This window comes from Reyranella aquatilis (assembly GCF_020880995.1).
GTDB lineage: Bacteria > Pseudomonadota > Alphaproteobacteria > Reyranellales > Reyranellaceae > Reyranella > Reyranella aquatilis.
This window is the reverse complement of record NZ_JAJISD010000008.1, coordinates 256,959-278,494: the sequence shown is the minus strand read 5'-3', so window position 1 is coordinate 278,494 and position 21,536 is coordinate 256,959. Positions and strand designations below refer to the sequence as shown.

21 protein-coding genes are annotated in these 21,536 nt (G+C 66.4%); 14 read left to right on the top strand and 7 right to left on the bottom strand.

The window, feature by feature from the left end:
* The first annotated feature begins 93 nt into the window (after positions 1-93).
* Genes LJ725_RS19560 through LJ725_RS19550 form a run of 3 tightly spaced genes read left to right on the top strand, consistent with a single transcriptional unit; the run spans position 94 to position 2,710 of the window.
* Positions 94-1,053, top strand: coding sequence for an ABC transporter substrate-binding protein (locus LJ725_RS19560; protein WP_230552385.1), 960 nt, complete (start codon positions 94-96; stop codon positions 1,051-1,053).
* Positions 1,054-1,080: 27 nt separating this feature from the next.
* Positions 1,081-1,938, top strand: coding sequence for an ABC transporter permease (locus tag LJ725_RS19555; protein WP_230552384.1), 858 nt, complete (start codon positions 1,081-1,083; stop codon positions 1,936-1,938).
* On the top strand, positions 1,931-2,710 hold the full coding sequence (locus LJ725_RS19550) for an ABC transporter ATP-binding protein (protein ID WP_230552383.1): 780 nt from the start codon (positions 1,931-1,933) through the stop codon (positions 2,708-2,710). The genes LJ725_RS19555 and LJ725_RS19550 overlap by 8 nt, the downstream gene beginning before the upstream one ends.
* Before the next feature lie 3 nt (positions 2,711-2,713).
* On the opposite strand, the gene LJ725_RS19545 is transcribed toward LJ725_RS19550, so the two are convergent.
* The gene (locus tag LJ725_RS19545; protein WP_230552413.1) at positions 2,714-3,307 is read right to left on the bottom strand and encodes a GNAT family N-acetyltransferase; all 594 of its coding nucleotides are present in this window, start codon (positions 3,305-3,307) and stop codon (positions 2,714-2,716) included.
* Positions 3,308-3,374: 67 nt separating this feature from the next.
* A complete protein-coding gene (locus LJ725_RS19540; protein ID WP_230552382.1) occupies positions 3,375-3,746 on the bottom strand; it encodes a VOC family protein in 372 nt (123 codons plus the stop codon).
* A gap of 93 nt (positions 3,747-3,839) precedes the next feature.
* Here LJ725_RS19540 and LJ725_RS19535 point away from each other — a divergent pair, with 93 nt between their 5' ends.
* Positions 3,840-4,370 carry a CGNR zinc finger domain-containing protein gene (locus LJ725_RS19535; protein WP_230552381.1) on the top strand — a complete coding sequence of 177 codons (531 nt, stop codon included), beginning with the start codon at positions 3,840-3,842 and terminating at the stop codon, positions 4,368-4,370.
* A 172-nt stretch (positions 4,371-4,542) separates the two neighbouring features.
* Entirely contained in the window at positions 4,543-6,222 is a 1,680-nt protein-coding gene (locus LJ725_RS19530; protein ID WP_408015758.1) for an ATP-binding protein, read from the top strand.
* Between the two features lie 73 nt (positions 6,223-6,295).
* On the opposite strand, the gene LJ725_RS19525 is transcribed toward LJ725_RS19530, so the two are convergent.
* Positions 6,296-6,592 carry an SCP2 sterol-binding domain-containing protein gene (locus tag LJ725_RS19525; RefSeq protein WP_230552379.1) on the bottom strand — a complete coding sequence of 99 codons (297 nt, stop codon included), beginning with the start codon at positions 6,590-6,592 and terminating at the stop codon, positions 6,296-6,298.
* A 95-nt stretch (positions 6,593-6,687) separates the two neighbouring features.
* Here LJ725_RS19525 and LJ725_RS19520 point away from each other — a divergent pair, with 95 nt between their 5' ends.
* From LJ725_RS19520 to LJ725_RS19490, 7 genes are read left to right on the top strand one after another with little or no spacing between them, the layout of a single operon-like run.
* The gene (locus tag LJ725_RS19520) at positions 6,688-7,551 is read left to right on the top strand and encodes an SDR family oxidoreductase (RefSeq protein WP_230552378.1); all 864 of its coding nucleotides are present in this window, start codon (positions 6,688-6,690) and stop codon (positions 7,549-7,551) included.
* Positions 7,552-7,558: 7 nt separating this feature from the next.
* Complete coding sequence (locus tag LJ725_RS19515; protein WP_230552377.1) at positions 7,559-9,175, top strand: acyl-CoA carboxylase subunit beta; 1,617 nt, start codon at positions 7,559-7,561, stop codon at positions 9,173-9,175.
* 15 nt (positions 9,176-9,190) lie between these two features.
* The gene (locus tag LJ725_RS19510; RefSeq protein WP_230552376.1) at positions 9,191-10,351 is read left to right on the top strand and encodes an acyl-CoA dehydrogenase family protein; all 1,161 of its coding nucleotides are present in this window, start codon (positions 9,191-9,193) and stop codon (positions 10,349-10,351) included.
* Positions 10,352-10,360: 9 nt separating this feature from the next.
* Positions 10,361-11,521, top strand: coding sequence for an acyl-CoA dehydrogenase family protein (locus LJ725_RS19505; protein ID WP_230552375.1), 1,161 nt, complete (start codon positions 10,361-10,363; stop codon positions 11,519-11,521).
* A 14-nt stretch (positions 11,522-11,535) separates the two neighbouring features.
* Positions 11,536-12,354, top strand: coding sequence for an enoyl-CoA hydratase/isomerase family protein (locus LJ725_RS19500; RefSeq protein WP_230552374.1), 819 nt, complete (start codon positions 11,536-11,538; stop codon positions 12,352-12,354).
* Positions 12,354-14,213 carry an acetyl/propionyl/methylcrotonyl-CoA carboxylase subunit alpha gene (locus LJ725_RS19495; RefSeq protein ID WP_268990757.1) on the top strand — a complete coding sequence of 620 codons (1,860 nt, stop codon included), beginning with the start codon at positions 12,354-12,356 and terminating at the stop codon, positions 14,211-14,213. The genes LJ725_RS19500 and LJ725_RS19495 overlap by 1 nt, the downstream gene beginning before the upstream one ends.
* A gap of 42 nt (positions 14,214-14,255) precedes the next feature.
* Positions 14,256-15,227: a Bug family tripartite tricarboxylate transporter substrate binding protein gene (locus LJ725_RS19490; protein WP_230552367.1), complete on the top strand. Its 972-nt coding sequence runs from the start codon at positions 14,256-14,258 to the stop codon at positions 15,225-15,227.
* 63 nt (positions 15,228-15,290) lie between these two features.
* Here the strand turns inward: LJ725_RS19490 and LJ725_RS19485 are convergent, their stop codons facing one another.
* The gene (locus LJ725_RS19485) at positions 15,291-16,748 is read right to left on the bottom strand and encodes an amidase (RefSeq protein ID WP_230552366.1); all 1,458 of its coding nucleotides are present in this window, start codon (positions 16,746-16,748) and stop codon (positions 15,291-15,293) included.
* Positions 16,749-16,829: 81 nt separating this feature from the next.
* Here LJ725_RS19485 and LJ725_RS19480 point away from each other — a divergent pair, with 81 nt between their 5' ends.
* Both LJ725_RS19480 and LJ725_RS19475 read left to right on the top strand, forming a co-directional pair.
* Positions 16,830-17,684: an SDR family oxidoreductase gene (locus tag LJ725_RS19480; protein ID WP_230552365.1), complete on the top strand. Its 855-nt coding sequence runs from the start codon at positions 16,830-16,832 to the stop codon at positions 17,682-17,684.
* A gap of 2 nt (positions 17,685-17,686) precedes the next feature.
* Positions 17,687-18,421 (top strand): alpha/beta fold hydrolase, encoded by a 735-nt coding sequence (locus LJ725_RS19475; protein WP_230552364.1) that lies wholly within the window; start codon positions 17,687-17,689, stop codon positions 18,419-18,421.
* A gap of 121 nt (positions 18,422-18,542) precedes the next feature.
* Here LJ725_RS19475 and LJ725_RS19470 read toward each other — a convergent pair whose 3' ends face one another.
* The 3 genes from LJ725_RS19470 to LJ725_RS19460 form a co-directional block, all read right to left on the bottom strand.
* A complete protein-coding gene (locus tag LJ725_RS19470; protein WP_230552363.1) occupies positions 18,543-19,397 on the bottom strand; it encodes a CmcJ/NvfI family oxidoreductase in 855 nt (284 codons plus the stop codon).
* A 102-nt stretch (positions 19,398-19,499) separates the two neighbouring features.
* On the bottom strand, positions 19,500-20,675 hold the full coding sequence (locus tag LJ725_RS19465) for an iron-containing alcohol dehydrogenase (RefSeq protein ID WP_230552362.1): 1,176 nt from the start codon (positions 20,673-20,675) through the stop codon (positions 19,500-19,502).
* A 127-nt stretch (positions 20,676-20,802) separates the two neighbouring features.
* Positions 20,803-21,504 (bottom strand): dienelactone hydrolase family protein, encoded by a 702-nt coding sequence (locus LJ725_RS19460; protein WP_230552361.1) that lies wholly within the window; start codon positions 21,502-21,504, stop codon positions 20,803-20,805.
* Between the last annotated feature and the right edge of the window lie 32 nt (positions 21,505-21,536).

Below are 21,536 nucleotides of genomic sequence, written 5' to 3'. Positions count from 1 at the left end.
CCTCCGCTCCTCCGCGGCACCTGCCCTTTGAAGGGGCAGCAACACGATTGGCACGCTTGTTGCCTTCCAAGGGAACTGCTTGGGAGGCAATTCATGATCAATCGTCGTCGTCTGCTGGCCGGGGCCAGCCTTGCCGCCATGGGAACCCTGGCCGCGCCGTCCATCCTGCGCGCGCAAGGCGGGCAGACGGTCAAGATGGGCGCGCTGCGCCTCGTCCATTCGATGCCGCCTCACTTCTACGAGAAGTTCGCGCCGGCGGGCCTGAAGATCGAGATCATCACCTTCGACAGCCCGACCGACTGCAAGAACGCGGTGGTCACCAAGTCGGTCGACCTCGGTACGTTCGGCATCGCCGCCGGCATCCTGGGCGCCGCCGCCGGCGAACCGGTCGTCGTGGTGGGCGCAATGTCCAACCGCGGCATGGGCGTGATTTCCAAGGCCGGCTCCGACGTGAAGACGATCAAGGACCTGAAGGGCAAGAAGGTCGGCATCTGGCCCGGTTCCACCCAGGAAGTGTTCATCCTCGAGCGCATGCGGATGGAAGGTCTGACGCTCAAGGACATCACGTCGGTGCGCGTGCCGTTCGGCGAGATGCCGGCGATGCTCTCGCGCGGCGACATCGACGCCTATGTCGGCGCCGAGCCGGGCCCGGCGCTCTCGATCACCTCCGGCGCCGGCCAGCTCGTCGAATATCCCTACGGCACCGCCATGGGCGGCCTGAACATGATCATCGGCACCAACGAGGAGACCGTCGGCAAGAACCCCGACATGATCCGCACGGTCCTGAAGACCCACCGCCAGGCGGTGGAGTTCATGTCGGCGAACAAGCCGGCCGTGGTCGACATGACGGTGCAGAAGCTCGGCGCCAACCGCGCCGCGGTCGAGCAGGCGCTCGGCGCCGACAATGTCGAGTATGTCTGGAAGCTCGACGACAAGGTGCAGGGCCAGGCCAAGACCTATGCCCAGCACATGCTCGAACTGAAGCAGATCCGCGCCCTGCCGAAGTTCGACACCTTCCTCAACCCGAAGTTCTCGAACGAGATCGCCAGCTAACCGGCAGGCGAAGGCGGAGCGCAGCGCATGGCGATCGTCGAGACAGCGTCCCCGGCGGCGGCACCCGCCGCCGTCGCGCCGCGCTCGGGTGCGAACTCAACCTGGAAACGCTTCAAGCCCACGGTGCTGGCGCTGATCGTGCCGCTGCTCCTGCTGGCCTTCTGGCAGGTGGCGACGACGCAGCAATGGACGCGGCTGATCCCGACGCCCTACCAGGTCGCCGAGTACATGGTCGACTTCGCCGCGGGCGGCATCTACGACGATGCCTACTCCGCGACGCTGACCACACACCTGCTGGCCTCGATGAGCCGTGTATATGGCGGCTTCGCGCTGGCGGCCCTGTTTGCGCTGCCGATCGGCGTCCTGATCGGCCGCGTTCCGACGGCCCGGATGCTGCTCGACCCGTTCCTGCAGGTGATGCGGCCCATCCCGGTGACGGCCTGGTTGCCGCTGTCGATGATCCTGTTCGGCCTCGGGGCTAAGTCGGCGTTCGCGCTGGTCTGCCTCGGCGCCTTTTATCCGATCCTGTTGAACACGATCTTCGGCGTGCGCTCGGTCGACCCAAAGCTGTTCGAGGCCGCGTCGATGCTGGGCTGCCGCGGCAATGCGCAGTTCTACAAGGTGGTGCTGCCGGCCGCCGCGCCCTCGATCTTCACCGGCCTGCGGCTCGGGCTCGGCCTTGCTTGGTTCGTCATCGTCGTCGGCGAGATGACCGGCGTGCCGCAGGGACTGGGAGCCGTGATCATGGACGGCCGCACCCTGTCGCGTACCGAACTGGTGATCTGCGGCATGATCGTGATCGGCCTCGCCGGCTACATCTCGGACCGCGTGGTCGTGACGATCGGCAACTATCTGCTGCGCTGGAGCCCCAACCACCATGGCTGACACCGCGACTCCGATCATCGAGATCAAGGGCGTGTCCAAGGTCTTCCAGCTGCAGGACCAGACGATCAATGCCCTCTCGGACGCCCATCTGTCGATCAACAAGGGCGAGTTCATCTGCCTGATCGGCGCATCGGGCTGCGGCAAGTCCACCCTGCTGCGCATCATGGCCGGCTTCGACCAGCCCTCGTCCGGCGAGGCGCTGATGTGGGGCAAGCCGATCGCAGGCCCCGATCCGTCGCGCGGCATGGTCTTTCAGGACTATGCGCTCTTTCCGTGGCTGAGCGTGCGCGACAACATCGGCTTCGGTCCCGCCTCGCGCGGTCTCGGCGGCGCCGAGGTGAAGCAGATCGTCGACAAGTTCATCGACCTGGTCGGCCTCGCCAAGTTCGCCAACGCCTACCCCCACCAGCTCTCGGGCGGGATGAAGCAGCGCGTGGCGATCGCGCGCGTGCTGGCCAACGATGCCGAGCTCGTGCTGATGGACGAGCCGTTCGGCGCGCTCGACGCCATGACGCGCGAGCGGCTTCAGGACGAACTGCTGGAGATCTGGGAGCGGACCAAGCTCACCGTCGTCTTCGTCACGCATGCGGTCGAGGAGGCGATCCTGCTGGCCAACCGCGTGGTCGTGATGACGCCGGGCCCTGGCCGCATCGAGAGCGACAATGCACTCGACCTGCCGCGACCGCGCGACGTGGCGAGCCCGGAGTTCAATGCCATCCGCCGCGTTTTGAGCACGAAGCTCCACAGCCACCACGGCAAGAAGGCGGCCTGAGCCTCAGGGCCGCCGCTGCGGCCTGCGCAGCATCGGCACCAGCGTCGGCGAGCTGCCATGCTGGATGCGGCCCCTCACCTCGAATCCGTGACGCTGGTAGAGCGGCACGTTGCGTGGGTTAGACGATTCGAGATAGGCGAGCGTGCCTTCGCGATCGCAGATCGCCAGTGCATGGCTGAGCAGCGCGCCGCCCAAGCCTCTGCCCTGATGCCTCGGGTCGATGCCGATCAGCGGCAGATACCAGTGCGGCTCGCGCGGATGAAAATCGGCCATTTGCTGCATCACCTGCATGCCATCGGTCATAGATGGGATTGACGCGGTGGTACGCATCAACTCGCCCAACGCCGCACCGTCCGGCTCGACGCCCGGCCGCAGCCACAGGGCCGTACCGGCATGGTTGCCGACGACATGGGCGCCGCCGTTCGCGAAGCCCGCGCCGCCGAACGCCCTGGCGAAATGCGGAAAAGCGGCGAGATAGGCCTGCGGATCCGGCCACGTCCAACGCGTTGCCGGATCGGTCGCAAACGCAAGCGTGAGCGTGGCGATCGCCGCCGCCTCCTCCGCCGGGGTGGCGGACCGGACCGTGCTCGTTTCCATGATCGCCTCGCAGGTGTCGGCCGTCGCCAGGATCGACGGCGGCAGACGTTCCTTCAAGCTGGTCCGATCACTTCCCGCAATAGGCCTCTATGCGATAGCCATCGGGGTCGATGATGAAAGCGGCATAGTAGGTCGGGCTGTAGTCCGCACGGAGACCGGGCTTGCCGTTGTCCTTGCCGCCACTCCTGAGGGCCGCCGCATGGAAGGCATCGACCGCCTTGCGGTCCTCGGCCACGAAACAGAAGTGGAGGCCCGACTCCATGTCAGGCTTCACCGGCTTCGCCGCCTTGCCGATCCACAGGCCGACCCCGTTCTTCCCGTACCCGAGCGAGGTCTCGCCGTCGCTGAGACGCGCATAGCCGAGCGGTTTGAGCGCCTCGTCATAGAAGGCCCGGGCGCGGGGAATGTCGGCAACGCCGATGGAAACGTGATCGAACAAAGGAATCTCCTCTTTTTTACTATATAACCGGTTATATGGTTATTTCCTGACGCCCGCCTTGTCAACCGGTCGACCGGTTAGTAAGCCCGGTCGATGAATCCCGATCTCTGCCTCGACTTCGCGAACACACGCTTCTGGCGCGGTCAGGAAACGCCCACGGAAACGCTCAAGGGACCGGCGGACCTCGCCATCTGGACAAGGGCGCCGAAACCGCCCAGTCAGAAGGAATTCGAGCAGGCCCTGACACTTCGCGAGACGATCCACCGGGTTTTCGATGCCGTCGCCCAGGGCAAGGCCCCTGCCGGCCGCGATTTCGAGGCGCTGAACGCGGCCCTCGCGGCCGCGCCCGCCCGCAAGACTCTCAGGCACGCCGACGATCGCTACGATTGGGAAATCGACATGAAATCCGGCACCGCGCTGGCGCTTCTGGCGCCCGTGCTCTGGTCGGCGGGGGACCTGCTGGCCGGCGCAAGGCGGGCGAAGGTGCGCCGTTGCGCCAATCCGGAATGCCTCTACCTGTTCGTCGACGAAAGCCGCGCCGGCCGGCGGCGCTGGTGCACCATGTCGTCGTGCGGCAATCGCGCCAAGGCGAAGCGCCACTATCACAAGAGCAGGCAGGCTTGACCGTGCCGGAACATTGTCGCGATTCCGACGTTGTGGTCGCGGCTTTCCCGCCGGTCCTCAAGAACGAGACGATGGTCACATCTCCAGTACGTGGTGGGCGAAGGTCGTGACACCCGATGAGATCCAGCGGCTGGCCGATCGGCTGCAAGAGCTCGAAGCCGAGAACGCGCGACTGAAGGCGCGAGATGGCAGTACCGCACGCCTGCGCGAGGCTGAAGAGGCCCTCGCCGAAAGCGAGGAGCGCTACCGGACCCTGTTCGAATCGATCGACGAAGGCTTCTGCATCATCGAGTTCTTCGACGGACCGCACGGCCCGCTGAGCGACTACATCCACATCGAAGCCAATCCCGCCTACGCACAGCATGCCGGCATTCCCAATGTCGTCGGCCAGAAGCTGCGCGAAATGGTTCCCGACGAGGCCGATGCCTGGGTTGCCCGCTACGGCGCCGTACTGCGGACCGGAAAGCCGATCCGCTTCGAACAGGAGCTGGTCGCCACCGGCCGGCAGCTCGAGCTGGCAGCGTTTCGGATCGAGCCGGCGAGCCGGCGGCAGGTCGCCGTTCTCTTCCAGGACATCACGGCGCGAAAGAAGGCGGAAGTCGCCCTGCAGCGGCTCAACGAGACGCTCGAGCAGCGCGTGAACGACGCCATCGCTGAACGGATCAGGGAGCAGGAACGCCTGCGCGCCACCGAGGAGGCTCTGCGCCAGTCACAGAAGATGGAAGCGGTCGGCCAGCTCACGGGCGGCATCGCACACGATTTCAACAACCTGCTCACCGGCATCATGGGCTCGCTCGAGCTGCTGCGCACCCGGGTCCGCCAGGGGCGCGTGGACGACGCCGACCGCTACATCATGGCCGCTCATTCGGCCTCGCGTCGGGCTGCGTCACTCATCCACCGCCTGCTCGCCTTTTCGCGGCGCCAGCCACTCGATCCGAAGCCGACCGATGTCAATCGTCTCGTGATGGGCATGGAGGAGCTGCTACGGCGCACCGTGGGGCCGCAGATCGCCGTCGACGTCGTCACCGCCGGCGGCCTCTGGTCGACGCTGATCGACGCGCCGCAGCTCGAGAACGCGCTGCTGAATCTCTGCATCAACGCCCGCGACGCCATGCCCGACGGCGGCCGCATCACGATCGAAACCGCCAACAAATGGCTCGACGAGCGCGCCGCTGCCGAACGCGACCTGCCGCCGGGACAGTATCTCTCGGTCTGCGTGACCGATACCGGCACCGGCATGACGCCGGAAGTGATGGCCAACGCCTTCGATCCCTTCTTCACCACCAAGCCGATGGGACAGGGAACCGGGCTCGGCCTGTCGATGGTCTACGGCTTCGTGCGTCAGTCCGGCGGCCAGGTGCGGATCTACTCCGAGTTGGGGCACGGGACGACGATGTGCCTGTACCTGCCCCGCCACTATGGCACTGAAGCCGACCACGCCGCCGTCGCGGTCCGCATGGAGCCGGCGCGCGCCCAGGCGGGCGAGACGGTGATGATCGTCGATGACGAGCCGACCGTCCGCATGCTCGTGATCGACGTGCTGCATGACCAGGGCTATGCGGCGGTCGAGGCAAAGGACGGGCCCGAGGCGCTCAGGATTCTCCAGTCGGACGCGCGCATCGATCTCCTGATCACCGATGTGGGCCTGCCGGGCGGCATGAACGGCCGCCAGCTGGCCGATGCCGCGCGCGTCACGCGGCCGGACCTCAAGGTCCTATTCATTACCGGCTACGCCGAGAATGCCATCATCGGCAATGCCCAGCTGGCGCCGCGCATGCAGTTGCTGACCAAGCCGTTCGTCATGGAAGACCTGGCGAGTCGCATTCGCGGGATGATCGAAAGCGACGACTGAACGCAGAGGCAAGTCGCACACATGGAAAGGGCCCCGCGAAGGGGCCCTTGGTGCGAGACCGCGGGAGAGCGGCTCAGCGAAGAATGGACTGCAGCTTCATCGCGACGCCCATGTCGCCTTCGATCTTGAGCTTGCCGGTCATGAACGCGGTCATGCCGTCCAGCTTGCCGCCGATCAGGTCGGCGAAGTCGCTGAAATCCATCTTGATGGTGCAATCAGCCGGCTTGTCGTCGTTGGTGACGTCGGGCGGGGTCTGGTTGCCGTCGATGTGAACGACACCCTGGTCGGTGGCGAACTTGACGCTGTTTCCGAAGGCCGACTTCTTCGAAGCGCCTTCCTTCATTTTCGCGGTGATTTCCTGCAAGCTCATGAGCGAATTCCTCCAGTCGGCAGAGCCATGGGGGCTTACTTGACCTTTACGTAAACGTCAAATAGGCCGGTAAACGGCCATTCATCGGAGGAAGCATGTCGTACCGCTCGGTCTTCAAACCGGGGTTGTTTGAGGGCCAGACCATCGTCGTGACCGGCGGCGGAAGCGGCATCGGGCGCTGCACCGCGCACGAGATCGCAGCACTCGGCGCTCACGCCGTGATCACCGGGCGCAAGCAAGAGAAGCTCCACACGGTGAAAGCCGAGATCGAGGCCGCGGGCGGCACCTGCGAGACGCACGTCTTCGACATTCGCGAGGAAGCCCAGGTCAAGGAGGCCGTCGCCGCGATCGTGGCGAAGAACGGCCGCATCCATGGCCTCTTCAACAATGCCGGCGGCCAGTTCCCCTCGCCCGCCGCAAACTTGAGCGCCAAGGGCTTCGAAGTCGTCGTGCGCAACAACCTGACCGGCGGCTTCATCGTCAGCCGCGAGGTGTTCACGCAATCCATGCAGAACCACGGCGGCTCGATCGTCAACATGACCGCCGACTATCGCAACGGCTTTCCCAATATGGTGCATACCGGCGCGGCACGCGCCGGTATGGCGAACCTCACCATGACTCTGGCCTATGAATGGGCGGCCGCCGGGGTGCGTGTGAACTCCGTGGCGCCCGGCTGGATCGCCTCCTCCGGCATGGATACCTACACCGGCGAATTCAAGGAACAGATCCCTAAGCTCAAGGGCTATTGCCCCTTGGGCAGGCTCGGCACCGAGAGCGAGGTCTCCGCCGCCGTCTGCTTCCTGTTGAGCGACGCCTCGGCCTACATGACCGGGACCGAGCTGCGCATCGACGGCGGCGTGCCGCTCGCCAACCGCTCCGTCGAGCTGCCCGCGACGGACAGATCGAAGCCCTTCAACGGCTTCCACCTCGCAAAGACTCCCAAGGTCCTGGGCGGCTGAGAACGACATGCCCATCCTCGAAAGCCAGATCGATCGCAACGGCGACGAGTTCAAGCAGAACCGCGAACGCATGCTCGCCGCCATCGCGGAGTTCCGTGCGGCCGAGGCCAGTGTCCAGGCGGCCTCCGAAAAGTCGCGCGAGCGCTTTGCCAAGCGTAAGCAGTTGATGCCGCGAGAGCGCATCGCGTTGCTGCTGGATCGCGGCGCGCCGTTCCTCGAATTGATGCCGCTCGCCGGCTACCGCATGCACGACGACAAGGACGGATCCAGCGCCGGCGGCGGCTCGGTCGCCGGCATCGGCTACGTCGAGGGCGTGCGCTGCGTTGTGACCGCCTCGAACTCCGCCATCAAGGGCGGCACCGTGGCGCCCTCCGGCCAGCGCAAGGGCCAGCGCGTGCAGCAGATCGTGATGGAGAACAAGCTGCCGGTCGTGAACCTGGTCGAATCCGGCGGCGCCAACCTGCTCTACCAAGCCGAAATCTTCGTGCCCGGCGGCCGTGGCTTCGCCAATCAGGCCCGCATGTCCGCGCGCGGCATCCCACAGGTCACGGTGGTGCACGGATCGTCCACCGCGGGCGGTGCCTACCTGCCCGGCCTCTCGGACTACGTGATCATGGTGCGCAACCAGGCCAAGGTGTTCCTGGCCGGCCCGCCGCTGCTGAAGGCCGCGACCGGCGAGATCGCGACCGACGAGGACCTTGGCGGCGCGGAGATGCACGCCACCGTCTCGGGTGTCGCCGAATGGATGGCCGAGGACGATGCCGACGGCATCCGCATGGCCCGCGACGTGATCGCCAAATGGCACTGGAACGACCGGCTGCCGCCGCGCGCCGAGCGGTCCTTCAAGGAACCGCTCTACGACGTCGAGGAACTGTGCGGCGTCGTCCCGCCGTCGCACAAGGACCCCTACGACGTGCGCGAGGTGATCGCCCGCGTCGTCGACGGCTCGGACTTCCTCGAATTCAAGGGGCTGTTCGACCAGCAGACGATCTGCGGCTGGGCTGCCATCGAGGGAGAGCCGGTCGCGCTGATCGGCAACAACGGGCCGATCACCGCCAAAGGTGCCGTGAAGGCCGCTCAGTTCATCCAGCTCTGCTGCCAGCAGGGCACACCCATCGTCTACCTGCAGAACACGACCGGCTACATGGTCGGCACCGAAAGCGAGCGCGGCGGTATCGTCAAGCATGGCTCCAAGATGATCCAGGCGGTGGCCAACGCGACCGTCCCGCAGATCACCATCGTGATCGGCGGTTCGTTCGGCGCCGGTAACTACGGCATGTGCGGTCGCGCCTTCGACCCGCGCTTCATCTTCGCCTGGCCCAACAGCCGCACCGCCGTGATGGGCGGCGAGCAGGCGGCCGGCGTCATGAAGACCGTGACCGAACAGAAGTTCCTGCGCGAGGGCAAGGAGCCGCCGCACGAGCAGATCGACAAGATGTTCAAGGGCATCGTCGATCAGTTCGAGCGAGAATCGACCGCACTCTACGGTACAGCCCACCTGTGGGACGACGGCATCATCGATCCGCGAGACACGCGTCGGGTCCTGGCCTTCACACTCTCGATCGCCCGTGAATCGATGGTGCGGCCGCTCAATCCCATCACCTTCGGCGTCGCCCGCATGTAGGGCAAGGATGTAGCCATGAAATTCACCCCCGAGCACGAGGCGCTGCGCCAGACCTGGAAGACGTTGATCGATCGCGAGATCAATCCTTACGTCGACCAGTGGGAGAAGGACGGGCAGTTCCCGGCCCATGCGCTGTTCAAGAAGATGGGCGATGCCGGTCTTCTCGGTGTCGACAAGCCGGTCGAATTCGGCGGCTCCGGACTCGACTTCTCCTATGCCATGATCTGCGCCGAATCGCTGGGATGGGTGAACGGCGGCTCGATCCCCATGGCGACCGGCGTGCAGATATCGATGGCGACGCCCGCCCTCGCCCGCTACGGCAGCGACGAGCTGCGCAAGGAATTCCTGACACCTTCGATCAGTGGCGACTATGTCGCCTGCCTCGGCGTATCCGAGACCGGCGCCGGCTCCGACGTCGCCTCGATCAAGACGACCGCCCGTCGCGTCGGCGGCGACTGGGTAATCAACGGCGGCAAGATGTGGACCACCAACGGCGCCCAGGCCGACTGGATGTGCCTGCTGGCCAGCACCGACGACGGCCCCGCCCACAAGAACAAGTCGCTGATCGTCGTGCCGATGAAGACCAAGGGTATCGAGATCGTGAAGAAGCTCGACAAGCTCGGCATGCGCGCGTCGGATACCGTGCAGACCTTCTTCGACGAGGTGAAGGTGCCGGTGCGCTACACGATCGGTCAGCCGGGCATGGGCTTCACCTACCAGATGCAGCAGTTTCAGGAGGAGCGGCTGTGGGCGGGCGCGGGTTCGCTCAATACCTGCGAGCGGATCATCAACGCGACCATCGAGTACACGCGCGAGCGCAAGGTCTTCGGCAGGCCGCTGCTCGACAACCAGGTGATCCATTTCCGCCTGGCCGAGTTGAAGAGCGAAGTCGAGGCGCTGCGCTCCATCGTCTATCGCGCCTGCGAGGACTATCTCGCCGGCAAGGACGTCACCATGCTCGCCTCGATGGGCAAGCTGAAGGCCGGCCGCCTGCGCCGCGAGGTCTCCGACGCCTGCCTGCAATACTGGGGTGGCGCGGGCTACCTCTGGGACAATCCCGTGGCCCGCGGCTATCGCGACGGCCGCCTCGGCTCGATCGGCGGCGGCGCCGACGAGGTCATGCTGCAGATCATCTCCAAGCTGATGGGCACGCTCCCGCGGCTGGGCAATCGCTAGGAGCCGACCATGCAGTTCACGCAGGAACATGACGAGATCCGCCGCACGCTGCGGGCGATCATCGACCGGGACATCAACCCGCATGTCGATCAATGGGAAGAGGCCGGCATCTTCCCCGCCCACGAGGTCTTCAAGAAGCTTGGCAATGCCGGCCTGCTCGGCATCAACAAGCCGGCCGAGTATGGCGGCATGGGTCTCGACTATTCCTACGCCATGGTGATGGCCGAGGAGCTGGGTCACATCCAGTGCGGTTCGGTGCCGATGGCGATCGGCGTGCAGACCGACATGGCGACGCCGGCCCTCGCCCGATACGGCAGCGACGCGTTGCGCAAGGAGTTCCTCGCGCCCTCCATCGCCGGCGACTACGTCGCCTGCCTCGGCGTCTCCGAGGTCGGCGCCGGCTCCGACGTGGCGTCTATCAAGACCACGGCGCGCAAGGTGGGCGGCGACTGGGTGATCAACGGCGGCAAGATGTGGACCACCAACGGCACGCAGGCCGACTGGATGTGCCTGCTGGCCAGCACGGGCGATGGCCCGGTGCACAAGAACAAGTCGCTGATCTGCCTGCCGATGAAGACCAAGGGTGTCGAGGTGGTGAAGCAGCTCGACAAGCTCGGCATGCGCTCCTCCGACACCGCCCAAATATTCCTCGACGAGGTGAAGGTGCCGGTGCGGAACCTGATCGGCCAGGAAGGCATGGGATTCGTCTACCAGATGCAGCAGTTCCAGGAGGAGCGGCTGTGGGGCGCGATCAGCGCCGTCGTCGGCATGGAGCGATTGATCGACCAGACGATCGAATATACCCGCGAGCGCAAGGTGTTCGGCCGCCCCCTCCTCGACAACCAGGTGATCCACTTCAAGCTGGCCGAGCTGCGCACCGAGATCGAGCTTGTGCGCTCGCTCTGCTATCGCGCCTGCGAGGAGTATCTCGACGGCGCCGACGTCACGATGCTCGCGTCGATGGCCAAGCTCAAGGCCGGCCGCATGGTACGCCTCGTCACCGACGGCTGCCTGCAATACTGGGGCGGCGCCGGTTATCTCTGGGAATCGCCGACCGCCCGCGCCTTCCGCGATTCCCGCCTTGCCTCAATCGGCGGCGGCGCGGACGAGGTGATGCTGCAGATCATCTCCAAGCACATGGGCACGCTGCCCCGTCTCGAAAATCGCTGAGCGCCGGAGTTTCCATGGCCGAGTTTGCCGACAAGTACGAAGCCCTCATCCTCCGTCGCGAGCGGTCGCGTCTCTACGTGACGCTGAACCGGCCCGAGGTGAAGAACGCGCTGAATCCGACGCTGATCGGCGAACTCAAGTCGGTGTTCACGATCCTGCGCGACCGACGCGACATCAAGGTCGTGATCCTGCGCGGGGCCGGCGGCACCTTCTGTGCGGGCGCCGACCTCAAGAACATGGAACAGAGCTTCACCGACAAGCCCAAGCCCGGCGAGAAGGATCCGATCGCGGTCTGGAACCGCCAGTTCGGCGCCTTCCTGGAGATGATGAACAACACGCCGCAGGTCGTCGTGGCCGCGGTCGAGGGCTACGCCATCGCGGGCGGTTTCGGCATTCTCTGCGTCTCCGACGTGGCCATCTGCACCGAGGGCGCGGGCTTCGCCATGAGCGAGACGGCCATTGGCATCGTGCCGGCCCAGATCGCGCCCTTCGTCGCCGTGCGCATCGGCGTGCCGCAGACGAGGCACCTCGCGCTCACGGCGGCGCGCTTCAAGGGCGCCGAAGCGCTGAGGCTGGGCATCGCCCACTATCTGGTACCCGACTCGGCCGCGCTCGACGCCAAGCTCGAAGAAGTGCTGAAGCAGATCGACAAGTGCGCACCGATCGCCAATGCGCTGACCAAGCAGGTGGTCATGAGGGTCGGGACCGAACCCCTGTCGGACGTGCTCGATTTCGCCGCCGACAGGTTCGCCGAGGCACGCCGCGGCCCTGAAGCCGGCGAGGGTCTGCGCGCCTTCGCAGAGAAGCGTCCGCCACGCTGGGCGGTCGAGTGATGAACTTCAGCAAGGTCCTGGTCGCCAATCGCGGCGAGATCGCCTGGCGCGTGATGCGCACGGCCAGGGCGATGGGCTACCGCACCGTCGCGGTCCATTCCGATGCCGACAGGGACGCGCCGCACGTCGCTTTCGCCGACGAGGCGGTGCGCATCGGGCCACCGCCCGTCGGCGAGAGCTATCTCAGTATCGAGCGCATCCTTGACGCCGCCCGCAGGAGCGGCGCCGACGCGGTCCATCCCGGCTACGGCTTCCTCTCGGAGAACGAGGCCTTCGCGGCGGCCTGTGACAAGGCCGGCATCGTCTTCATCGGCCCACCGCCCTCGGCGATCGCGGCGATGGGCAACAAGGCGGCCGCCAAGCGCCGCATGATCGACGCCGGCGTGCCCTGCGTGCCTGGCTACCAGGGCCCCGACCAGAGCGATGCCCATCTCGAAGCCGAGGCGCGCAAGATCGGCCTGCCCGTCATGGTCAAGGCTGCCGCCGGCGGCGGTGGGCGCGGCATGCGGCTGGTCGAGGGCGACGGCGACCTACTGGAGGCGATCCGCACGGCGCGGACCGAGGCCGAGAGCGCCTTCGGCTCGGGCGAATTGATCCTCGAAAAAGCCGTGGTCGATGCGCGGCATGTCGAGATCCAGGTCTTTGCCGATGCCCACGGCAACGTCATCCATCTCGGCGAGCGCGACTGCTCGGTGCAGCGCCGCCACCAGAAGGTGATCGAGGAGGCGCCCTCGCCTGCCGTCGACCCGGGATTGCGCGCCCGCATGGGCGAAGCCGCCGTCGCCGCCGCGCGGGCCATCGGCTATCGCGGCGCCGGTACGGTCGAGTTCCTGCTGGGCGCCGATGGTGCCTTCTACTTCCTGGAAATGAACACCCGCCTGCAGGTCGAGCATCCGGTGACCGAGGCCATCACCAGCCTTGACCTCGTCGAGTGGCAACTCCGCGTCGCGCGCGGCGAAATGTTGCCGCTCACGCAGGATCAGGTGACGTTCGACGGCCACGCGATCGAGGTCCGGCTCTATGCCGAGGACGCCTATGGCGGATTCCTGCCGCAGACCGGCCGCATCGACGTGTGGCGGCCGGCGACCGGGACCGGCGTGCGCATCGATCATGGCATGAAGGACGGGCTCGCCATCTCGCCCCATTACGATCCGATGATCGCCAAGGTGATCGCGCACGGCGCCACGCGCGACGAAGCGCGGGTGCGGCTGATCCGTGCGCTCGCCGAGACGGTCGTGCTGGGGCCGACCACCAACCGGCATTTCCTGATCCGCCTGCTGGAGCATCCCGACTTCGCGGCGGGCGAGGCCACAACGGGCTTTCTCGCCAAGCACCGGTTTCCGGCACCCGCGATCAGCGACGCCCACTGGAACGCCGCCGCCCAACTTCTTTGGCAGGCCTCCGCCCGGAAGTATCCGCCGTCGCTGCGCGGCTGGCGCAACTCCAACCCCGAGCCGACGCCGATCCGGCTGGCCGCCGGCGGAACGCAGCGCCTTCTGCAGGTCCGGGAGGCCGAAACACCCGACGTCCCGTTCCATATCGACGGAGCCGACATCGTGCTCGATCTCGACGCCCTGACCGTGCGCTTCAGCGACCGCACCTACGCGCCGCCCGAGGCCGCCGCCGCCGGGAGCGACGGCAAGCTGCGGGCGCCGATGGACGGCCGCATCGTCGCGATCAAGGTCGCGCCCGGCGACACGGTCGTGCGCGGCCAGACCCTGATCGTTCTGGAGGCCATGAAGATCCAGCACCAGCTCAAGGCCGCCCTCGACGCCCGCATCGCCGCCCTCTCCGTCCAGGAGGGGCAGCAGGTTTCCAACCGGACCGTGCTGGTGACGATGGAGCCCGCCGGGAGTTGACGCTAGGCTCCTCCCAACAAAGAAGCCTTGGGAGGAATTGCCATGCTGCGTAGAGTTGCTCTCGCCTTGCTTGCCGTGGCCGCTACCGGTCCGGCCTTCGGCCAGGCCTATCCCAACAAGCCGATCAATCTCATCGTGCCCTTCGCGGCCGGTGGCCCGACCGACGTTATGGCCCGCATCCTCGGCGAGCGCATGGGCAAGGAACTCGGCCAGCAGATCGTCATCGACAACGTCACCGGCGCGGCGGGCTCGATCGCCATGGGCAAGCTCGCCCGCTCCGCGCCCGACGGCTACACGATCGGCATCGGCCATCTCGGCACCAACGTCGTGAACGGCGCGATCTACAAGAACCTGAACTACGACCTGATCAACGACCTCGAGCCGATCGCCCTGCTGCCTTCCAATCCGCTGCTGGTCGTGACCTCCAACCAGATTCCGGCCAAGGATCTGAAGGAGCTGGTCGCCTACCTCAAGGCCAATGCCGACAAGATCTCGGGCGGCACCGCTGGCCTCGGCTCCGGCTCGCATATCGGCGCGCTGGCCTTCTTCGCGGTCACCGGCACAAACTACCAGCTCGTGCCCTATCGCGGCACCGGCCCCGCCGTGCAGGACCTGATCGCAAACCAGATCCAGATCATGATCGACCAGTCGTCGAACTCGCTGCCCCACATCCGCGCCGGCAAGCTCAAGGTCTATGCCGTGACGGCCAAGCAGCGCACGGCGGCCGCGCCGGACGTCCCCACCACCGCCGAAGCCGGCTTCCCCGGTATCGAGGTCGCGATCTGGCATGGGCTCTGGGCGCCCAAGGGAACGCCGAAGGACATCATCGACAAGATCAACGCCGCCGCCGTGAAGGCCCTTCAGGACCCGGACATTCGCCGCAAGCTCGAGGACCTTGGCCAGGACATCCCGACGCCCGAGCAGATGAAGCCCGACGTCTTCGGAGCCTACCAGAAGGCCGAGTTCGCCAAATGGAAGCCGATTATCGACAAGGCCGGTGTGAAGGTGGACTGACCGGCCTCTTTCGTCGTCCTGAGCGCATCGAACGATGTGAGCGTTCAGGACGGCGCCGAGATACTACGACGCATAGGCAGGCGGCACCGGGCAGGGCGGCAGAAGCGTCTCCAGCACCTTCGCGACGCCCAGCAGTTTCGCCTCGCCCCAGCGCCTGCCGGTGAGCTGCAGGCCGATCGGCATTCCCTCCTTCGAGAAGCCGCAGGGCAGCACGATCGAGGGCTGGCCCGTCAGGTTGGCCAGGAAGTTGTAGGCAGTGCCGGCGAAGAAATACGGATGGTCGACGCCGTCGATCGTAAGCGGCCGCTTCTGCGACTGACGGATGAAAGCCGCATCCGGCATCACCGGCATCAGCCAGGCGTCGTAGTCGTCGAGGAAGGTCTCGCACTGGCGGGCCAGCCGATCGCGCCGGTCGAGGACGGCGAAGAACTGGGCCATGTTCAGATGCGCCGCACGCGCGACCGAACGCGCCGTCGGATCGGTTGAATGGCTCTTGCGGAAGTGCCGCTCGCGCTCGGCGAGGGGCTGGGCACTCAGGATCATGTACTGGAACAGGTCCGCCCAGTCGTCCCACCCCTGCTGCCAGTCCAACCCATCGGGTGCGGCCGGCTTCACCCGGGCGCCCGCCTTCGACAGCCGCTTTGCGGTCGCCTCCACCACCGCCGCCGTGTCAGCCGACACCGGCACCAGCGGGTTGCTGGCCAGGACGGCGATGCGCAGGCCCCTGGCCGAGAGCCTGGGCGTCGGACCGAGCGGTACGGGCCCCGCCTCAGCCTCGTAGCCGTCCGGCCCTGCGATGACCCGCAGCGCGATGTCGAGGTCGTCCACCGAGCGCGCCAGCGGTCCGAACGTGCCCATGTAGCGGGTGCTGCGCGTCGCGCCCGGCAGGTCGGGGACATGGCCATGGCCAGGCACGCGCCATTCCGTGGGCTTCAGCGAGAAGATGCCGTTGTAGTGGGCCGGGTTGCGCACCGAGCCGCCGATGTCGCTGCCCAGTTCCAACGGCGACAGGCGTGCCGCCACCGCGACGCCCCCACCGCCGGTCGAGCCGCCCGCCGTCCGGCGTTCGTCCCAGGCGTTCTTCGTGGTGCCGAAGATCGGGCTGTCGGTCTGAAAGTCTGCGCAAAGTTCGGGCACGTTCGTCTTGCCGAGGATGACCGCTCCGGCGGCCCGGAGACGGGCCACCAGAGTCGCGTCCTGCGTGGCGACATTGTCCGCGAGCGGCGGGTGGCTGGACGTGGTTCGCAGACCCGCCACGTCGAACGCCTCCTTGATGGTGATGGGAACCCCGTGCAGCGGCCCCAATGGCTTCATGCCGTCCGATTTCCGCGCCGCGAGAGCACGATCCGCGGCCCGGGCAGCCTTCAGGGCACCGTCCCGGTCGACGACGACCAGGGCATTCAAAGCCGGGTTCTCGCGGGCGATCCGCTCGAGATGCGATCGCGTTGCCTCGACGGAACTCAGCCGCCCGTTTCGTATGGCGCGCGCTAGACGCGTGGCCGTTTCAAAGCACGGATTCATGCATGCCTCCCCTGAGTGAGCCGAGACTAGCGGGCGCTCCCTTGCCCCGGCTATAGAGCCCGAGGAATTCTTGGGGACGCCATGAGCTTGGCTAGCAAAACCCTGTTCGTGACCGGCGCGAGCCGCGGGATCGGACTGGCCATCGCACTTCGCGCCGCGCGCGACGGTGCCAACATCGCCATCGCCGCGAAGACGGTGACGCCCGACCCGCGCCTGCCGGGCACGATCTTTACCGCGGCCGAGGAGATCGAGAAGGCCGGCGGCAAGGCGTTGCCGCTCGCCTGCGACATCCGCGACGAGCAGAGCGTCGACAAGGCGGTGGCCGAGACCGTCGCGAAGTTCGGGGGCATCGACATCCTGGTGAACAATGCCAGCGCCATCAGCCTGACCGGCACGCTGGCCACGCCGATGAAGCGCTACGACCTGATGCATCAGATCAACGCGCGCGGCACCTTCATGGTCTCGCAGAAGTGCATCCCGCACCTGATGAAGGCTGCCAACCCGCACGTCCTGAACCTGTCGCCGCCGCTCGATTTCGACGTGAAGTGGTTCGCCAACCACCCGGCCTACACGCTCGCAAAGTACGGCATGTCGGTGTTCGCCTGGTCGATGGCCGCCGAATTCAGGGACAAGGGACTGGCTTTCAACTGTCTGTGGCCGCGCACCGCCATCGCCACCTCGGCCATTCAGAACATCCTGGGCGGCGACGAGGGCATGAAGCAGTGCCGCAAGCCCGAGATCATGGCCGACGCCGCGCACGCGATCTTCAGCCGCCCGGCGCGCGACTGCACCGGCAACTTCTTCATCGACGACGAGGTGCTGGCGGCCGAGGGCGTCACCGACTTCGACAAGTATGCCGTCTCGCCCGGCACCAGGCTGATGCCCGACTTCTTCGTGCCTGCGCCCGGCGCGCGCACCGTCGTCGGGAAGGCCTGAGCGTGGCGACGTTCCTGCTGGTCCATGGCGCCTGCACCGGCGGCTGGTGCTGGGAGAAGGTCGTGCCGCTGCTGGAAGCGGCCGGGCACAAGGTTTGCGCGCCGGATCTGCCAGGCCTGGGCAACGACCATACGCCACCCGCCAACGTGACGCTCGCCGACAATGTCGAAAAACTCGCGCGCCTGCTCGACAAGATGGAGGACCAGGTCATCCTGGTCGGCCACTCGCTGGGCGGCATCACGATCAGCCAGCTCGCCGAGGCCCGGCGCCGGAAACTGAAGGCGCTGGTCTATCTCTGCGCACTGCTGCCAACCTCGGGCAAGAGCGGGAAGGACATGACCGCCCTCGAACCCGACGCGCTGTTCCGTCTTTCACGCCAGGTCAGCCCCGATGGCAAGACCTACACCTTCGCGCGCGACAAGCTGCCGAGCCTGTTCTACGCCGACGTCTCGCCCGAGGACCGCTATAAGGCGATGGAGCGGCTGCGGCCGCAGCCGCTGGCCATCTCGACGACGCCGGTGACGCTGACCGAGGAACGCTTCGGTTCGGTGCCGCGCTGGTATATCGAGTGCATCCACGACAATGCCATCCGCATTGCCCTGCAGCGAACGATGGTGAAAGCGACCCCCTGCAAGGTTCTGAGGCTGGAATCCGGCCACTCGCCGTTCTTCAGCAATCCCGAGGAGCTGGTGGAGCACTTGGAGACGATCGCCGCGAGCGAGAGGTGCGCAATTTGAAGCGTGCGGGCTCTCGCGCCTCAGAAGACGCTGCCGCCCGCCGGCGCGTGTGAAAGCGCCTAGTCGAAAAACGCGAACGCGCGCGCCTCGATGCTTTGCCGCCCGGCGCGTGTGAAAGCGCCTAGTCGAAAAACGCGAACGCGCGCGCCTCGATGCTTTGCCGCGGCTTCGGGTTGGTCGGCGTGTTTGGATCGTCGAAGGCGGAATGCAGCGAGAAGCGGGCGCGGCCGTCCTTCAACGAATCGTAGCACTTGATCATGATCGCCTCTTCCCGCGTCATCTTCGGGAAGTAGAACCAGCGATGATCGGCGTTGTAGACGCCCTGGTAGATTTCGCCGGTGCGATCCGCATACACGATATCGCAAATGGCGAGATCGCGCGGCGCAAGGCTCTCGGAATCGACGAGGCCCAGCGGCGTCATCTCGACAGGCTCCGGGGCGATGCTGCGCCAGACATTGTACTCGGCGAAGCGCTTGGCGAGTCGGCGTTCCGCTTCTTCCGCGGGCAGCAGATCGCGCACGCGCTGCGGGCCCGACTTCTCCGTATAGTCGCAATGGACGCTACGCACCGGCGTACGGAGGCCGCGTTCGACCGCACGATCGGCCGTGCGCACCGTATGGTCGAACACCACGACTTTCGACGCACCGGTCTCGCGCTTGATCAGCGCCTCGACCTCCGCGTGGTACCTCGTTCGCACTTCCTGTTCGTCGTAGAAGTCGCGTACCTCGGTTTCATGATGAACCAGCTTGAAAGCCTGGCGGTCGAGCGACAGGTCGCGCGCAATCGGGCGGGCATCGTGGATGCGCATCGTGAAGTCGCGATAGTTGCCCTCGCGGCGCGGCAGCCCGGTGCCATGAGGTGGGTTGTAGGTGACCGGCTTGATGCTGAGATCGGCCAGATAGTTCACCGGCGCATCGACCCAGGCGGCCAGCGGCGGCCTCGCAATGGCGGATTCGGCAGTTCGGACGTCGATCATGGTTTCACCGTGACTTGAAGCGTTTGCCCCCTTTAGATCGTGTGGCTTTAGCCTCTCGGTAGCCTGCGGGCTCACGAGAAGAATTCATGGGGTCATGTCGCTTCAAGCCGCGAGTTCGAGGATCTCCATGACCTGCTCCGGCCCCTTGATGGGCCGGGGGTTGTTCAGCACCGCTCGGTCGTGCATCGACTTCTCGGCGATCTCGCGAAAGCGGTCCCGTCCGACGCCGACTTCCGAAAGACGCCCCGGCAGCCCAAGCGACTTCACCAGACCCTCGACCAGGTCGCCCGCCGCCGCGCCCGGTTGGCCGAACGCCTCGCCTACTCGCTTCTGCCGCTCGGCATTCGCCGGCAGGTTCCAGCGCAGGACCGACGGCAGCATCACGCAGGATGTATGGCCGTGTGGCACGTGGCAGGCGGCGCCTAGCACGTGGCCGATGCCGTGACTCGCCCCCACGCCGACGCCCGAAGTACCGGCACCGATCGACAGCCACATGCCGAACTGCAGGTCGAGCCGCGTCGCCATGTCGTCCGGGTTCGCCTTGTGCGCCGGCAGCGCACGGGCGAGCAGCTTGAGCGCCTCGGTGGCGGTGCCCAGCACGAACGGATGGGCCTGCTGCGAGCATAGCCGCTCGACTGCATGGTCGACGGCCTTCAGCCCCGTCGAGAGCATGAGGTCCATCGGCGTCGCCAGGGTTGCCGCGGGATCGAGCACGATGACCCGGGGCACGATCAGACGATGACCGAAGCTCTCCTTGATGCCCTTGCGCGGATCGGAGATGCCGGCGAAGGCATTGAATTCGGCGGCCGACAGCGTTGTCGGCACGGCAATCATGCGGATCGCATCGACCGGCGGCCGGATCGCTTCGGAGGGTGGCGCAGCGCCCTCCCTCGGCTTGCCCGCGCGATAGGCATCAAGGTCGTCGACCGCCTGCACGTTCTGCCAGAGCGCGATCAGGATCGTCTTGGTGGCGTCGATCACCGACCCGCCGCCCACCGCCACGATCAGGTCGGCGCCAGCCGCGCGCGCCATCGCGGCACCCTCGACCACGCAGGGCCGCGGCGAGTGTGCCGTGATGCCGGCATAGGTGCCCGCGTGCAGTTCACCCAGACCGTCGACCACGGACGCGAGCAACGCGCTCTGCGCCACCGACTTCGAGGTCGTGATGAAAACGCGCTTCGCGCCCAGCCGCTCGGCCTCGGCCCGCAGCTCCGCGCCCGCCGGCCGGCCATAGACGACGCGCTCGATGTCCTGGTGACCGTGGATGCCGTTCAGCATGTTCCAACTCCCTCTCCTCATCCCGAGCAAGCGCGCAAGCGCCGTCTCGAAGGATGGGCAACGACAAGATTGCTGCTCACCCTTCGAGACTCGGCCGGTGGCCGCTCCTCGGGGTGAGTTGGTGCGCTTAACTCAAGTGCCGGCGATAGAGCGCCAGCATCCGCTCGTAATGCTTCTCGCGCGCGGCCTCGTGCAGGTTGCCGCGGTCGGAGAAGGCGTAGCCATGATGCGTGCCGGCTTCGGTCTCGACCCTCGAGGGAAACGGCGCGGCAGCGAGGAGCTTCTCGAACTTCGCGACGTCCGACAGCGGCACGTAGGTGTCGTGCTCGGCGAAGGCGTAGTAGCCCTCGGCGGTGATGTCGCCCAGCATCAGGTGAGGCGAGTCCGGCTTGTCGGTGATCAGGCGCGTCCCATAGTAGGACGCGAAGCAGCCAATGCGATCCGGATGCTTCGCCGCCGCCGCCGTGACGAAGGCGCCGCTCATGCAGTAGCCGACTAGGCCCACTTTGCCGGCTTTCGCGTCGGGCAGCGTCGGCAGCACATCGAGGACCGCGCCCGTGTCCGCCGCCACCCTGGCATTCGACAGCGTCTCCATCAGGCCGAACATCCGCTTCAGGTTGGCCTCGCCGTCGGGGTGATTGCGCGTCGGCCCGCAGACGAACTCGCGGGTCGAGCGGTAGTAGAGATTGGGCAGCAGCACGAAATAGCCGGACTGCGAAATCCGTCGGCAGATTTCCCGCAGGCCCTCGCGCACGCCCGGCGCATCCATCAGCATGACGACCACCGGCAGCGGCCCGCCATCGTCGGGCCGCACGGTGTAGGTGTTCATGGCGCCATCTTGCGTGGCGATATCCAGCTCGC